The 15,761-nt window shown below is 60.9% G+C and carries 11 protein-coding genes; 4 read left to right on the top strand and 7 right to left on the bottom strand.

Features of this window, described 5'->3' with window-relative positions:
• Positions 1–17: 17 nt before the first annotated feature.
• Both U1A53_RS09230 and U1A53_RS09225 read left to right on the top strand, forming a co-directional pair.
• Positions 18–4,172 (top strand): PVC-type heme-binding CxxCH protein, encoded by a 4,155-nt coding sequence (locus U1A53_RS09230; protein ID WP_322280371.1) that lies wholly within the window; start codon positions 18–20, stop codon positions 4,170–4,172.
• 25 nt (positions 4,173–4,197) lie between these two features.
• Positions 4,198–4,713 (top strand): hypothetical protein, encoded by a 516-nt coding sequence (locus U1A53_RS09225; protein ID WP_322280370.1) that lies wholly within the window; start codon positions 4,198–4,200, stop codon positions 4,711–4,713.
• 106 nt (positions 4,714–4,819) lie between these two features.
• Here the strand turns inward: U1A53_RS09225 and U1A53_RS09220 are convergent, their stop codons facing one another.
• The 3 genes from U1A53_RS09220 to U1A53_RS09210 all read right to left on the bottom strand — a co-directional run bounded on the left by U1A53_RS09220 (position 4,820) and on the right by U1A53_RS09210 (position 9,951).
• The gene (locus U1A53_RS09220) at positions 4,820–6,847 is read right to left on the bottom strand and encodes a hypothetical protein (RefSeq protein WP_322280369.1); all 2,028 of its coding nucleotides are present in this window, start codon (positions 6,845–6,847) and stop codon (positions 4,820–4,822) included.
• A 93-nt stretch (positions 6,848–6,940) separates the two neighbouring features.
• The gene (locus U1A53_RS09215) at positions 6,941–9,136 is read right to left on the bottom strand and encodes a DUF1549 domain-containing protein (RefSeq protein WP_322280368.1); all 2,196 of its coding nucleotides are present in this window, start codon (positions 9,134–9,136) and stop codon (positions 6,941–6,943) included.
• 104 nt (positions 9,137–9,240) lie between these two features.
• Entirely contained in the window at positions 9,241–9,951 is a 711-nt protein-coding gene (locus tag U1A53_RS09210) for a hypothetical protein (protein WP_322280367.1), read from the bottom strand.
• Here U1A53_RS09210 and U1A53_RS09205 point away from each other — a divergent pair.
• A complete protein-coding gene (locus tag U1A53_RS09205) occupies positions 9,944–10,096 on the top strand; it encodes a hypothetical protein (protein ID WP_322280366.1) in 153 nt (50 codons plus the stop codon). The two genes, U1A53_RS09210 and U1A53_RS09205, sit on opposite strands and share 8 nt — an antisense overlap.
• A gap of 27 nt (positions 10,097–10,123) precedes the next feature.
• Here the strand turns inward: U1A53_RS09205 and U1A53_RS09200 are convergent, their stop codons facing one another.
• Positions 10,124–11,464 carry a DUF1501 domain-containing protein gene (locus tag U1A53_RS09200; RefSeq protein ID WP_322280365.1) on the bottom strand — a complete coding sequence of 447 codons (1,341 nt, stop codon included), beginning with the start codon at positions 11,462–11,464 and terminating at the stop codon, positions 10,124–10,126.
• 73 nt (positions 11,465–11,537) lie between these two features.
• On the opposite strand from U1A53_RS09200, the gene U1A53_RS09195 reads away from it, so the two are divergent.
• Positions 11,538–12,554 carry a hypothetical protein gene (locus U1A53_RS09195; RefSeq protein ID WP_322280364.1) on the top strand — a complete coding sequence of 339 codons (1,017 nt, stop codon included), beginning with the start codon at positions 11,538–11,540 and terminating at the stop codon, positions 12,552–12,554.
• Between the two features lie 104 nt (positions 12,555–12,658).
• Here the strand turns inward: U1A53_RS09195 and U1A53_RS09190 are convergent, their stop codons facing one another.
• The 3 genes from U1A53_RS09190 to U1A53_RS09180 are packed head-to-tail and all read right to left on the bottom strand — an operon-like array spanning position 12,659 to position 15,734.
• Positions 12,659–14,098: a DUF1501 domain-containing protein gene (locus tag U1A53_RS09190; protein ID WP_322280363.1), complete on the bottom strand. Its 1,440-nt coding sequence runs from the start codon at positions 14,096–14,098 to the stop codon at positions 12,659–12,661.
• A gap of 45 nt (positions 14,099–14,143) precedes the next feature.
• Entirely contained in the window at positions 14,144–14,323 is a 180-nt protein-coding gene (locus U1A53_RS09185) for a hypothetical protein (protein WP_322280362.1), read from the bottom strand.
• 49 nt (positions 14,324–14,372) lie between these two features.
• Positions 14,373–15,734 (bottom strand): DUF1501 domain-containing protein, encoded by a 1,362-nt coding sequence (locus U1A53_RS09180; protein WP_322280361.1) that lies wholly within the window; start codon positions 15,732–15,734, stop codon positions 14,373–14,375.
• Positions 15,735–15,761 lie beyond the last annotated feature (27 nt).

Genomic DNA, 15,761 nt, shown 5'->3' with positions numbered 1-15,761 from the left:
CCCGTTTTTTCCCAACCATGAAGCATCTCCTATTTTCACTCGCACTCCTCGGCCCAGTCGCGTCCGCGCAGGATTATCTCGAAATCGCCGCGAATCCGGGTGGCGCGGGTGGTGGTAAAAAAATCGTGCTGGTCGCGGGCGATGAGGAATACCGCACGGAGGAGTCAATGCCGATGCTGGCGAAGATTTTGGCGAAGAAGCATGGCTTCAACTGCATCGTGCTCTTTTCCACGGACGAAAAGGCGGGCTACATCGACCCGAACAACCAGAAGAACATCCGCGGCACGGAGGTGCTTGCGGACGCCGACCTGCTGATCATCGGCACGCGCTTCCGTCAGCTCCCGGACGAGCATCTGGCGAACTTTGCGAAGTTTCTCAATGCCGGGAAGTCGGTGATCGGCTTCCGCACGGCCACGCATGCCTTCAGCGGCGGCGCGAAGACGGGCGACTTCAAGTGGAGCGAGTTCGGGTTGAAAATCCTCGGTGAGAAGTGGGTGGCGCATCACGGCGCGCACAAAAAGGAAGGCACGCGCAGTGTCTTTGAGACCGCGAACATGAAGCATCCGGTGCTGCGCGGTGTGGAGGAGATTTTTGGCACCACGGATGTCTATGCGGTGAAAAATCTGGACCTGAGCAAAGCGACCGTCCTGCTGCGTGGCGCGGTGACCGAGAGCCTGCATGACCGCTCCTACCCCGTCAAAGGACCGAAGAACGATCCCATGCAGGCGCTGGCCTGGTTGTTCGAGTACATCGCGCCAGATGGCAAAACGACGGGCAAATCCTTCTGCACCACCTTGGGTGCGTCCGTGGACTTCGTGGATGAAGACCTGCGTCGCCTCATCGTGAACGCCGCGCATCAACTCCTGGGCTTGGAAGTGCCCGCCAAGGCGGATGTGGCCTTTGTCGATCCCTTCAAGCCGACGAACTACTCGGCGCTCAAGAGCGATTACTACAAGCAGATCAATCTCAAGCCCGGCGACTTTGCCACGGGCAAGAGTCCGTCCACCGGCTTGCCCGGAGACAAAAAACCAGCCGCTGCTGCCAGCGAGCAGCCACCGCATGCGCCGAACGCCGAACCTCCTGCCGCGACGACCGCTCGCGCGCAAAACGTCGCGCCGCCGAGCAAGGGCGAGCGCATCGTGCTAGTGGGCAATGGCCTGGCCGAGCGTGACACCTGGTACAGCCGCATCGAGACGGAGCTGCAGCTTCGTTATCCGAGCCAAGACCTGTTCTTCCGCAACATGGGCCATGTGGGCGACACGCCGGGCTTCAGGCCGCATCCGGCACGCGTTTCGCAGTGGGCCTTCCCTGGCGCGGAGAAATTTCATCCCGACAAGCAGATCCACAACGGCAAGGGCTTCTACCCCACGCCCGACCAGTGGCTCACACATCTGAAGGCGGACACGATTGTCGGCTTCTTCGGCTACAACGAGTCTTTCGACGGCGCGAGCAAGGTGGGTAACTTTGAGGCTGAACTCGACGCCTGGGTCACGCACACGCTCAGCAAAGCCTACAACGGCAAGACCGCGCCGCGTGTCGTGCTCGTCAGCCCCATCGCGTATGAAGATCAGAGCGCGAAACGCGATCTGCCGAAGGGTGACAACGAAAACGCGAACCTGCTGCTCTACGCGGCCTCCATCGAGAAGGTCGCGAAGAAGCACAACCTCACATACATCGACCTCTTTTCGCCGACGAAGGCGTTTTATGCCAAGGGCGGCGACGCCTTCACCACGGGCGGTTTTGTGCCGACGGACGCTGGTTACGCTGAAGTCGCCAAAATGCTCGCCACCGGCATCTATGGCCACGCCAGCTATGAATCGAAGGCTGATCCGAAGCTTGTCCACGAGGCAGTGAAGGCGAAGGACTGGTTCTGGAACAACGACTACAACATCCTCAACGGCGTCCACACCCACGGCCAGCGCTACAATCCATATGGCCCGCAGAATTACCCGGATGAAGTGAAGAAGACCCGCGAGATGGCCGCGCTGCGCGATGATCTCGTCCGCGCGGTCGCCAGCGGCAAAACGACCGAATTGAAGGTCGATGACAGCAAGACGCACCCGCTTCCCGCCGTGCCGACGAATTACCAGCCGAGCGTGAAGAACGGCAGCGAGAAGTATCTGTATGGTGAGGAGGCGCTGAAGTCTCTCAGCGTGCCGGAAGGCTACAAAGTGGAGATGTTTGCCAGCGAGAAGGAATTCCCAAACCTCGCGAACCCGATGCAGATGAGCTTTGACAACAAGGGCCGCCTGTGGGTCGCCACGATGCCAACGTATCCGCACTATCGCCCCGGCGATGCATTGCCGAATGACATGCTGCTCATTTATGAAGACACGAATGGCGACGGCAAAGCGGACAAGGAAACCGTCTTTGCTGACAAGCTGCATCTGCCCATCGGCTTCGAGTTCGCGCCGGAGGGAGTCTATGTCTCGCAGGAGCCGAATCTCGTGCTCATCCGCGATACGAACGGCGACGACAAGGCCGACAGCACGGAGATCGTCCTCGGCGGCTTCGACACGCATGACACGCATCACGCCATCAGCGCCTACACCGCTGATCCGAGTGGTGCCTTTATGTTGTGCGAGGGCGTCTTCCTTCACACCAATGTCGAGACGCCCTACGGCCCCGTGCGCTGCGTGGATGGCGGCTTCTACCGCTACAGCCCGCAACGCGGCCACCTGGAGCGCACCATCCAGATGAGCATCCCGAATCCATGGGGCTTCGTGTTTGACCAGTGGGGTCAGGATTTCTTCCTCCACACCTCCGGCACCAGCATGAACTGGGGCCTGCCCGTCTCCGTGAAGCCCACCTTCGGCAGCAAGACGCCCTCCACCGCCGATCTCGTGCCGAAAGACCACAACGTGCGTCCGACGAGCGGCCTCGAAATCGTGAGCAGCCGCCATTTCCCCGACGAGGTGCAAGGCGACATCATTTATGCCAACGCCATCGGCTTCCTCGGCATCAAGCAGGTGAAAATCGAAGACGAAGGCACCGGCTGGAAGACCGCGCATCGCCACGATCTGCTCAAGAGCACCGACGGCAACTTCCGCCCCGTCGATCTCGAATTCGCGCCCGATGGCAGCCTCTACGTCATCGACTGGCACAACGTGCTCATCGGCCACATGCAGCACAACGCCCGTGATCCTCTGCGCGATCATGTGCATGGCCGCATCTACCGCATCACCTACCCGAGCCGTCCGCTCGTGAAAGCCGCGCCCGTCGCCGGAGCACCTGTGGCGGCTCTTTTGGAAAACCTCAAAGCTCCTGAGTTGCGCCAGCGCTACCGTACGCGTCGTGAGCTGCGCGCTCATCCAGCCAGCGAAGTCCTGCCCGCCGTCAAAGCCTGGGCCGCTGAACAAAAAGACACGCACGCCAAACTCGAAGCCCTCTGGACCACCTGGGGCCTCAATCAGACCGACGAAGGCCTGCTGCGTGAAATGCTCGCCTCCAGCGACTTCCACGCCCGCGCCGCCGCCGTGCGTGTGCTGCGCTACAACACGCACCGCATCGCCGATCACGTCGCCTTGCTGGAAAAGGCCGCGCAGGACGAACACGGTCGCGTGCGCCTCGAAGCCATCGTCGCCGCCTCATGGCTGCCAAACATCCCCGCCGCGAAAAACATCGTCGCCATCGCCTCGAAGCTCCCGCTCGACGATTGGAACACGAACGCCGCCAAAACGGCCGCTGACCGCCTCGCCGGCATCGCCGAAATCGTGAAGCCCGAGCATCCCGTCGTCCCCGCGCCCGCTCATCTGAGCGCCGAGGCGAAAAAACAGTTCACCGCAGGACAAGAAGTCTATTTCCGCGAAGGCCACTGCGTCACCTGCCATCAACCGAACGGTGCTGGCATCGATCCTGCCTTCCCGAGCATCGTGAGCAGCCCCTGGGTCACCGACGACCGCGACCGCCTCATCAAGATCGTCATGTACGGCCTCATGGGCCCCATCAAAGTCGGCGGCAAAGAATACAACGGCCAAGTGCCGATGACACCCTTCGCCGGCATGCTCAAAGATGACGAAATCGCCAACGTCCTCACCTTCGTCCGCAACCACTTCGGCAACAAAGCCGACCCCGTGACTCCCGCGCACATCAAGGCTATCCGCGATGCGAATCCGGGCCGCATGATGCTTTACACAACGGACCAGCTCCTCAAGGAGCATCCGATGAAGTAGAAAGACCACACAACGAACTTTCTGCATGCTGAAACTCGATGATCCACGTTGGGATACCCTTGAAGGTGGCTACCACATTCCCTACAACCCGGTGCCTGCACTGAAACGGCTCCAAGTTGCCAAATCTGCTGCGGCACAAAGCAAGGTGTACAAAGAGTTCTGGGAGGAACTACATCACCAGGGTGATCTGGGGGTTTGCTCATACGCATGCGTTCCTCAGCTAGTTCGAATAGCGCGGGTGAATCCGCCGAAGACATACGACTTCTTTGCTTTGATCACCGTGATCGAAGTCGAACGCCACGAGAAGGGCAACCCACGTATGCCCAGCTACCTCAAAGCGGAATACACGGAGGCGTGGAGCATTGTGTCCCAGTTGATCTCTTCCACGCCAGCATCGAGTTGGGATGTCACGGTTACACAAACAGCCTGCGCTGCATTGGCGGCCTCAAAAGGGCAACGAATTCTCGCCCGTGCTTATCTGGAGATGAATACAGATGGAGCTCTCCGTTTTCTCCGTGAGGAAACCGGATACGAGCCTTAGCCGGCCGCATGATGCTGACCATCTCCTCAAGGAGCATCCGATGAAGAAGCTTCCTGCGCATTTGCTTCAGGCGGAACTCACATGAGTTCCGCCACGAGAATCCGAATCACTTCTTTGCCACTTCCTTCACGCGAATGCGAATGGGGTTGGAATAGACGGCGAAGATGGCTTCTTTGGGAGCAGCCTTGGCCGTGAGGTCTTTGACGAGCTTGTCTGCGGCAGCTTTGGCGGCATCGGCAGCTTTGAGAGCAGTCGTAGCAGTTTTAACAAGCTCGGCCTTTTTCGGTGTGGCGTCGGCGTTGGCAACGTCGAGCTGCTTTTTGGCAACTGCTTGGGCTTCGATAGCTTTTTTGGCATCGGACTCAGCAGTGGTGAGCTCTTCGACGTTACGACGGACTTTCATCTTCGCGGGGCCTTGGAGGATGAAGCCGTAGTCGCCGGGGGCGAGCTTGAGGGCTTTCACATCGAGCGTGAATTTGCCTGCGACGGCTTTGGCGGCGATGTCGGCCTCGGGGGCTTTGGTGGCGTCTGCGATGAGGCCGAGGGCTTTGAACTTGAGCGCATCGGTGAACTCGGCGTGGCGGGTGACTTTGAGAGGGATCTCGAGTTTGGCGTCGGCAGCGACTTCGAGGATGTCGGTTTTCTCGGTCTGGACGAACGCGGGGGCGGTTTGCGCGCTCACACCGAGGGCGGGAGCGCCGGTGATGCGGTAGAGCGGGCTTTCCTTGGTCATGTCAGTCACGTTGTAGCTGACGAACTGGCTCTTGGTGATGCCGCTGAGCACACTGGCACCTGCTGGAGCATCGGCGGCAGCTTGAAACGCGATGTAGCCGAGTGACTGGCCTTTGCCGATGAAGCCGCCGAGGCAGGTGACGCCTGCGGGAAGGTTTTCGGCCTTCAATTCGATGGGTTCACTCAAGGCGTTGCGATTCGGCGCGACGACTTCGAGCGCGGCGATGCCGTTGCGCGGGACGTTGGAGCTGCCGGACTCGGCGGTCTTGGTTTTGGCTCCGGGCAGCACGGGATTGATGGCGATGAGCGCCGGAGGTTTCGGTGCTTCCTTGAGGATGCGCAGCTCAAACGGATGCGTGGTGCCGAAGGCGTCGTTCACTGTGAGGCGGAAGGTGCCGTCGGCCTTGGCCTCGTAAGCGTAGGAGGGATCGCGGTTGAGCACGGTGAGACTCGGCGCGGGTGTGATGGCGGGCGCGTCGGCCACCTCGGCTTGCGCGGTGAGTGTGCCGTCGGCCTTGAGGTTTTCGATGACGAGTTGCGGATCGGTGGGATGGCCGAGCTGATGCGAATGGACCTCGATGATGAACTTCTCGCCGGTTTTGAAGGCGAGATCGAAGCTGTGAGCAGCACCGAGCGGCAGGAAGGCGTCTTGAATGGTCTGGCCAATCTGAACGGGACGCACGGGGCCTGCTTTGCTGGCGAGACGAGCCGGAGGCGGCGTGGTGCTGAGCGTGACGCGATAGCTGTAGTCATCGCCGGGACGGAACATGAGTTCGTTCAAGCGGAGGCGGTAGGTTGAATCGGCCTTGGCGGTGAAAGTGAGCACGCCATCGCGCATGCGGGCGAGTTCACGGCCGGTGGGAGCGCTGACGGCGGCGAGAAGCTCCGTGCGCGTGTCGAAGCGGCGACCGCTGAAGGTGGCGGTGATCGTCTGGCCGTTTTTCGCGTCGAAGGTGAACCAATGCGGCGCGGCGGACTTGAAGACGCCTTGGATAACCGAGTTTAGAGCGACCTTGTGCGCCTTGTCGGCCTTGGTGTTCGTGCCGGGTGATTCGATGGTGTCGAGCGTGCTGATTTCAAACACGCGCGGATTGGAGACGCCGTAGCGACCGACGAAACGAAGATCGTAGAGCGCGGGCTTCAGATCGGCAGGCAGCGCGAGGCTGATGACGTTTGGCTTGGGGCTTTTGACGGGAATCGAGCGCTCATTGAGCAGAACGGCGATGGGCGCATCGAGATCCGTGCCGCGAAGCGTGAGTTCGACGGTCGTTCCGGCTTTGGAGCCGAGTGGAGCGATGCCGATGAGCGCGGGCGTGGGGAATGTGGCCTGGGAGAACGCTGAAGCAGCGCAAGCGACGAGGATGAACGGAACGATATGAAATGCAGAATGGCAGCGAGACATGGAACGAGTGTTCATGGGCATTTGGCAGGTCCTGAGTTGGATTTTGGAAGGCGGATGAGGGCATCCGCGCTCCGCATGAAGAAGCGCTCTCGATCAATGATTGAAGAGGAACTCCTTCGTGTTCAGCAGCGCCCACAAGATGTCCTCATAAGCCTCTTTTTTGCCTTTAAAGGCTTCGTCGCCGGTTTTGCCGGTGGTTTTCTTGTCGAGATGCGCATGGGCGAATTTCACTTCGTCAGCGTTGGGTTCGCGGCTGAGGGCGATGTGGTAGAGATCGGTGATCTTGTCGTCGTCGGGGCGGGCGTCCTTCGTCAGCATGTCGGCGCGGCCATTGCCACGAGAGAGCTGGGTTTGGATGTCCGCGGCATTCAGCAGGTGGAGGCTCTGCGCGAGGCTGGCCTCTTGTGTGCGCTCGCATTCGCAGGCGCTGGATGAATCGGGGCGACCGAAGACGCTGAGGAAGTAGGTGCTTTGGTTGTAGCTGTTGTCAGGCAGCGCGACGGCGCGGGTTCCAGGAGCCTGACCGGCGAAATTGCTTTCGACATCAAGCAGCGTGTTGACAGCGTCGTAGAGGACCTCGGCATTGAGACGCTTCGGATAGTAGCGGCTGAAATTTTGACGGTCCTTGGCGTTGTGCGTGTTCGGCACGGCGCTGAGCTGATACGTCGTGCTCGTGACGATGGTGCGAATGAGTTTTTTCATGTCGTAGCCGCTTTTCACGAAGTCGGCGGCGAGGGCGCTGAGCAGCTCAGGATTCACAGGCGGATTCGTTTCACGCATGTCGTCCTCGGGCTCGACGAGGCCGCGATTGAAGAAGTGCTTCCAGTAACGGTTCACCAGCGTGTGGGCGAAGAAGGGATTGTCCTTCGCGCTCATCCACTCGGCGAGGGCGTGACGCGGATCTTGCTCGGGTTTCAGCTTCAAAGCGCTGCCGCCGAGGCTGGTGGGCATGACATTTTCCTTCGTGCGGATGTTCTGCGTCTGCGCGATGCCGCGTTTGTGGAAGATGGTCTCCTCGCCGATGAAGGTGGAGGGCTTGCGTGACACGTTGCTGAAGAAGGCGGCGAAGCCGTAGTAGTCCTGCTGGCTCCATTTCTCGAAGGGATGATGGTGGCACTGGGCACACTGCATGCGCGTGCCGAGGAAGAGCTGCGCCACGTCCTCCATCTGCTGCTTCTGCTCCTTCACCTGACGATACCAAGCAACGGGCGGGTTCTGTTCGAGATCGCCTGCGGCGGCGACGACTTCGCGCACGAACTGGTCGTAGGGTTTGTTGTCCGCGATGCTATCGCGAATCCACGAGTAGAAGAGGTAACTGCCACGCGCAAAGGTGGGCTGCGTGCGCTGGTTGCGCAGCAGGGCGCTCCACTTGTTGGCGAAGTATTCGGCGTATTCCGGGCTGTCGAGCAGGCGGTCGGTGAGCGCGGCACGCTTGTTGGCATCTTTGGAGGCCATGAAGTCCTTCATCTCTGCGGCGGTGGGCAGACGGCCGGTGAGATCGAGCGTGAGGCGGCGGACGAAAGTGCCGTCATCGGCGATGTCGGACGGCGGCATGCCGATGGTCTTCAGCTTCGCGAAGACGAGATCGTCCACGAAATTGCTGACTGCGGGAAGTTGATCGACTGGAGCACCGAGCGGCACCGTCGCGCGGAAGGTTGAGACTTTGCCCTGATAGCGCACCATCACGGCGACATCGCCCGGCAGATCAAAGAGCTGCACGCGGCCGGTTTCGGTCGTCTCGGCCATCGCTTTTTCGTTCGCCTCATACAGGGCGCGTTTGGTGACATCGCGCGTGCTGCCGTCGGTGTAATGGGCGGTCACTTTGAGCTGCTGCGCGCCTTTGAGCGGCATGGTGAGCTTTGAGGGTTCGACGCTGATGCTGGCCATCTTCGGATCGGTGTCCTTGCCATAGGGCATGCCCTCGCGAATCCAGCGGGTGATGTCGGCGTAGTCCTCGGAGTTCGGATCGAGCTTCTTGCCGCCGCCGTGGGGCAACTGAGCGGTGCCTTTGGTCAAAAGCAGGCTCTGCTCCGGCGATCCCGGAAACACACGACGGCCACGCGCTTCCTTCACGATGTGCTCATAGTCTTCCTGCGGCTCAAAGCCGAGCAGCGAGAGCTTGAAGCCATTCTGCCCGCCCGATTTGCCATGGCAGCCGCCCGAGTTGCAACTGCCCTTCGTGAGGATGGGAACGATGTCGTTCGCGAAATTCAGCGGACGCGGTGCATCGGCAGCAAAAGCCGAGGAAGACGCGAGGGCGGCGAGGAGGGTGAGGCGTGGCAGGTTCATGACGGCGAGAACCTACGGGCTGAGAATGGGAATCTTGTCGGCGGAAGAACAGTCCTGTGTTCAGTCTGAGGAATGTTTGAGTTTGTTTGGACGGCTCAACCCGGTCACGAGTCGAATGTAGCCGTGCGCTCCCAAGACAACGCGGCAAGGAAGGCCTCCACGGAATCTGCCAGGATCACGATTCGTTCTGGCTCCTCGGGGTCCGCCATGAGCACCTGATTTGTCTCGTTCTCACCCGGTTTCAGGAAGACCCAGCTTTCATCATCGGCGGTGGCAAAAGGCACAATGTCGTAAGGCAGGTCGCTCTTCCCGGCTGGCACCAGGTAGTCGCGTTGCAAAGGTTCTAAGCATTGGAGCTCCGCGACGGCATCCTTCTCCGGAAAATCAGCAATAGCCTGCACCCTCTGCTCATCCTGGTAGAGCTTTTGCAGTGCGTCAGGAACCGGGCGGCGCAGATGCTCCGCGTAAAACGCCCAGTCTGGATGCAGCAGTGCTTCTTGACGGGCCTGCTCGGCTTTCTCGATTTCACGCCTCGTCTGTCCCTCGCCCATCAGCGCCTGTCGCAGGACGAACACTCCAAAAGCGGTCATTCCCGCAAAGACCAGCAGTCCCGGCACATTCTTGAGCATGGCGAAGTCCGCTTTCACCACGGCTGACCAGACCGCCAGCGCGATCACAGCCAGGCCGGTGACCATACAGAGAATGCCAAAACAACCCAGAGGAGAGATCACCAGCACGCGCACCACCATGCCGATGATGCCACGCGGATTTTCAAAATGGATCTCCTCACGCGCAAGCCTCGCGGTGATGAACAACGCCACCGGTCCGATCAGAAACATCCAAGCGCAGGCCGCGATGGACAGCCATTCGGGGAAGGCCTTGCCGAAACGGAACCACAGGGCCGAGATCGTGATGAACAGCGTCAAAACGCCGAGAAATGCTTTGGTGCGTGGCATGTAGGCCTCGGTAGCACATGCGCAAGTCTGGTCAAACCAGCTCCGCCATCGGCAGATTGCCATCCACGAGATACTGCGGCCGGCCGGTCAGATCGGTAAGCGTGGCTTTCGTCACGTCGATGCCCATCTGCTTGTACAGCGTGGCGAAGACCTCGCCGAAGGCGACGGGACGGTCGGTGGGTTCGCCGGCGTGCTTGTCGGTTGCGCCAATGACTTGTCCGTGGCGCATGCCGCCGCAAGCGAGCAGCGCGGAGGCGACACGCGGCCAGTGATCGCGGCCGCCTTTGTCGTTGATCTTCGGTGTGCGGCCGAATTCGCCCCAAACGACGACAGAGACATCTTTGTCGAGGCCGCGCTCGTGCAGATCGGTGATGAGTGCGGTAAGCCCGGCGTCGAGCAGCGGCAGATCTTCGCGAAGCTGGCCGAAGTTGTTCGAATGATAGTCCCAGCGGCTGAAAGCGAGCGTCACGACGCGTGCACCGGCTTCCACAAGGCGACGCGCCATCAAGAAGTGGCTGGTGAGGCGCGGGCCGCCGTCGTCGCGGTTGCGGTTCTCGCCCTTCCCGTAGCGCTCGACGATGCGCGGGTCTTCGCGGCTCAAATCGAGGGCGTGGAGCAGCTTGGGACTCGTGAGTACATTGAGCGCCTGCTCATTGAAGACATCCACGCCGCCCATGAGGCCGGTGGCGTCGAGATCGCGGCGCAGATTGTCGAAACTGCTCAGTAGTGTCTTGCGATCGCCAAGGCGGTCGAGCGTGATGCCATTGAGCGACATGTCCTCCGTGCCGCCGCCGCGATTCGGCTGGAAAGGCGCGTGCGCGACGCCGAGGTAACCCGGCTCGCCGGTGCGTGCCCAAGGCATGTGACCCATCTTGGGCGCGAGGCCGACAAACGCGGGCATCGCGGGATTCACGCTGCCTTCGAGCTTGGAGACGATGGAACCCATCGACGGCCAGCCACCGGGCGGCTGACGTTTCGCACTGCGGCCGGTGAGACACTGGAAGGCATCATGACCACTGTCGCAGTCGGCCAGCGAGCGGATGAGCGTGCATTTGTCCATCATCTTGGCGAGACGCGGCAGGTGCTCACAAATTTGGATGCCAGGGACGTTGGTGGAGATGGGTTTGAACTCGCCGCGAATCTCGCTCGGCGCGTCCGGCTTCAAATCAAACATGTCCTGGTGCGACGGGCCGCCCGGCAGGAAGACCATGATCACCGCCTTGTGCGACTTGCCCGCCTTCTGCGCCGCTTCGGCACGCAGCACATCATTCAACGACATCCCGCCCATGGCGAGTCCGCCGATCTTGAGGAAGTTTCGACGCGACACGCCATCGCAGAAACCGCCGCTGGATTTGGAATAGATGGAGAGCATGGCCGCTAACCTACGGCGGCAGGGTCACGTCTCTTGCCAGACCGGTGACATGGCCCGCGTTTGCTCCCGAGTCATGAGCGGACTGATCGGACACACCATGTATGGCATCCTCGCGGCGAAAGCGGCGAAGGGTCGCGGGCTGCCGATCACACCGATCATCGAGCGGCATCTGCCGAGCTTCCTGTGCGGTGCCTATCTTGGTTGTGACATCCAAGTGATGCCAGAAGCCGTCTGTGTCGATACCGGCCGTGAAGTTGGCTTTGGCACCGTTCCTCTGGAGAAAAGTCCGCTCACTGGCGGTGTGGTGAGGCCGTGGGTGCTCGTGCAGGACGGGCAAATGTATCGACCCAAGCAGATCCACGAGCTGTTCTATGGCCGTGCGCATCTCGTCTTCGGCTGGGCCAAGCCAGACGTAAGCCTGCGCGTGCCGTGGGATCATCTCGCGGACTACTGCGCGCTCGCGATTCGCGATGACATGACCTCCGAGCGTGGTCTCGCGTATGCCTTGGGCTGGATGGTTCACATCGTCGGCGATTCGCTCATCAAATCGGTCCAGCCCGGCATTCGCATGCATTTGCTCGACGGCGTTTACACACCGCGAAACCGCATCGTTCAGGACCAGTTCACGTTTCACACGATTGGCGGTGAACTGGGTGTCGATTGGCCCAAAACTTTCCGTGACATGGCCGCGACGCCCGTGGAGGCGATCCAGCCGCACTACATGCGCATCGGCGAGAAGCTTGGAGATCTCGGCAAACTGTTCGATGAGGGCTGGAAGCCCGAGTTGCAGCCGCTGCTGGCCGCCGTGCTGACCGAGAACCGCCGCTGGCTGCAGCATCACACCGAAGATGTGCTGCGTGTGGCGCAGCGTGACAGTGAAGAGGCAAAACGCGTCAGCGGTGGCCTGGATCATGCAAAAATGATCCAAATCGCCGAAGCAGCGGGCATGCGCCGCACGTTGGTAACGATTGCCGAGCAGTGCGCTGATTTGATCGAGCAGGTGGTGATGCAGGTGCCGGAATGGCGTGGACTGCCGCGCAAGCCGTCGAACGAATGGAGCGAGTTGAAAAGCCAATGGCGTGTCGAATGAGCGCGGCAGCGGCTTGGAGTGCTCCAGCCCTCTGGAGCTTTTCGCAGGCCATGAGGCGCTCGAAAGCGGCGGAGGGCCGCCGCACTCCAAAACGCTGCCGCGAATCAGGTCAGCCCGTTGATCGGCGAGCCCATGTAGAGCGTGTGCGGCCGGCCGGTGAAGTCTTTCCAGATCGTCTCGCGGGGCAGGCCGAGGGCTTCGTAGATGGTGGCGGCGAAGTTTTCGGGCGTCTGGGCGTCGCTGATGGGATAGCCGCCGATTTTGTCGGTCTCGCCGATGACGCGGCCTCCTTGGATGCCGCCCCCCGCGAGCAAGATGCTCTGCGCGTGGCCCCAGTGATCCCGCCCTGGCAGCGCGGTGGCGGAGATGCTCTTGATTTTCGGCGTGCGGCCAAATTCGCCGCCCATGACGATGAGTGTTTCATCAAGCTGGCCGCTGGCGTCGAGATCTTCGATCAAGGCGCTCACGGCCTGGTCCATCGGAGGCAGCAGGTAGTTCTTGAGGTTGCCCCATGCGGCCTGATGCGTGTCCCAAGTCTCGTTGTTGCCCAGATTCACCTGCACCATGCGCACACCGCTCTGCACGAGATTTTTGGCCATGAGCAGCGACCAGCCGTAGCTGTGGCGACCATAACGGTCGAGCAGCTTGGGATCGACTTTCTCCAGACTGAAGGCGTCATGCACCTTGCGATTACTCAGCAGGCCGATGGCGGCCTGGCGTGTGGAATCAAAGGCTTCATCGCCCGCCAGCTCGGTGAGGTTCTGCGTCTGCTTTTCGAGCGAGTCTCGCAGCGAAACTCGATCCATCACACGGTCGAGTGTCAAACCCTGTGGCAGGGAGAGATGCGGCGCTTGAAAGCGCAGCTTGTCGTCGGTTTCAAAGCCACGCTCATGATGAAACAGATACTGCGGATAGGCCCCATAGTGCTTTGGATGATACGGCGACATTTCCAAGAACCACGGATCATGCTGCGCACCGAGCGTGCCTGCAAACTGACCTGCGAGCGTGCGTCCTTCGCGATGCACGAGTTTATCCGGCAGCACGATGGCGGGCGGAAGGTTGTCTCGGCGTTTCGGCAGCAGTGCCGTGGCGAGCGCGGCGATGCTCGGGTGATCCGATTTTTGCGGCTTGGCAGGACTGAAGCCCAGCGGCGCGTCCGTGCGGCCTGTGAGCATGATGTGATGCCCAAGCGAGTGATCGCTGCTGCCATGCGTGAGCGAGCGCACGAGGGACCACTTTTTTGAAATCCGTGCGAGATTCGGCATGTGCTCGCAGATGTGCAGGCCTGGCGTGCGCGTGCGGATGGGTTTGAACTCACCGCGATACTCCATGGGCGCGTCCGGCTTCATGTCGAAGCTGTCCTGCTGCGCCAGGCCACCGCTGAGGAAGATGTAAATCACTGACTTGGCCCGCGCAGGCTGCGTCGCCGCAGTCATGGCCTGCAAAGCCGTGAGATGATTCATCCCGAGGCCCAGCAAACCGACCGCGCCAGCCTGAATCATATCACGGCGGCTGACGGGATGGGCTGGATGCGGGAATGACATGCGCATCGAAATACGCCCGGCTTCCGCCCAGCCTTTCCGAGCACGTTACTTTCGGTTCCACGCACCCAGCTTGACCTTGTAGTCGGCAGCAGAGGATTCCGCGCTCTTTTGCCGCAAAATCTTGGTCACCACAATCACGCCGTCTTGAATGACCACTCGAAGATCGGCTTCATCGCCTTCTTTGAGCGCCAATCCTTCTGGGATGGTCGTTTTGATCGGATACATGCAACATTCATAAGCCCTGCAAACGTCGCGGGCAAGCCACGTCTCCGCCTCAAATCAGCTCCGGCATCGGCTGCCAGCCATCGACGAGATACTGCGGACGACCGGTCAGGTCGTTGAGCGTGGTCTTCACGGTGTCGATGCCCATGTGCTTGTAGAGCGTGGCGAAAACCTCGCCGAAATGCACGGGGCGCTCGGTGGGTTCGCCGCCGAGTTTGTCGGTGGCACCGATGACCTGGCCGGTGCGCAAACCGCCACCGGCAAGCAACGCGCCGCCGACACGCGGCCAGTGATCACGACCGCCGTCTTTGTTCACGATTGGCGTGCGGCCAAACTCGCCCCAGGCGACGACGGCCACGTCTTTGTCGAGTCCGCGCTCGTGCAGATCCTCAACGAGGGCACTCATGCCTTGATCGAAGAGCGGCAGGTGGCGAAGGAGCTGCGGGTAATTGTTGTCGTGGAAGTCCCAGCGGCCGAAATTCAGCGTCACCACACGCGCACCGGCTTCGACGAGGCGGCGGGCGAGAAGGAAGTGCTCCAGATTCATCGGCGCACCGTCGCCGTAGTTTTTCGGATCGCCTTTGCCGTAACGTTCGCGCGTTTTGACGGTCTCCTTGCTCAAATCGAGCGCGTTGAGCAGCTTGCTACTGGTGAGAACGTTCAACGCCTGCTGGTTGAAGGCGTCCATGCTGCTCACGAGTCCGCTGGCGTCGATTTCGCGACGGAATTGGTCAAAACCCATGAGCAGCGAGCGGCGGTCCTCGAGGCGGTCGAGCGTGATGCCGTTGAGCTGGAGATCCTCCACACCCGCACCATTCGGACGGAAGGCGGAGTGCGTGTTGCCGCAGTAACCTGGATGCCCCGGCGAGCCGTAGGGCGGATGACCGGCCTTGGGCGCGAGGCCGACGAAGGCAGGGATCGCGGGATCAGCCTGGCCATTGAGCTTGGAAATGACTGAGCCGAAGGAAGGCGGATCGGAAAGGCGGCCGGTGGGAGCATTGCCACCGTTCGGAGGCGGCGCTTTGCCGGTGTAGCAGATGAAGCTGTCATGCGCGCCATTCGGCGAGCCCCACATGCTGCGGATCGGCACCAGCTTGTCCATGATCTTCGCCAGACGCGGCGCGTGCTCGGAGATGTGGATGCCGGGGACGGCGGTCTTGATGGGTTTGTAGGGGCCGCGAATCTCCAGCGGCGCGTCCATCTTCAAATCATACATGTCCTGATGCGGTGGAGCGCCGCACATGTAAATCATGATCACGGACTTGAAACTGCGTCCGGTACGTGCCTCCGCCTCGGCCTTGAGCAACTCCGGCAACGACAAGCCGCCCATGGCGAGACCACCGATGCGCAGGAAGTCGCGACGCGAGACGCCGTCGCAGAGTTTGCCGTGGGATTTGCCGGAGAGGGTGAGCATGGGGACGCCAAAATAAGCACCGAACGT

Source organism: Prosthecobacter sp. (genome assembly GCF_034366625.1).
Taxonomy (GTDB): domain Bacteria; phylum Verrucomicrobiota; class Verrucomicrobiia; order Verrucomicrobiales; family Verrucomicrobiaceae; genus Prosthecobacter.
Note: the sequence above shows the minus strand (reverse complement) of the source record. Positions and strands in the feature narration are given on the sequence as shown.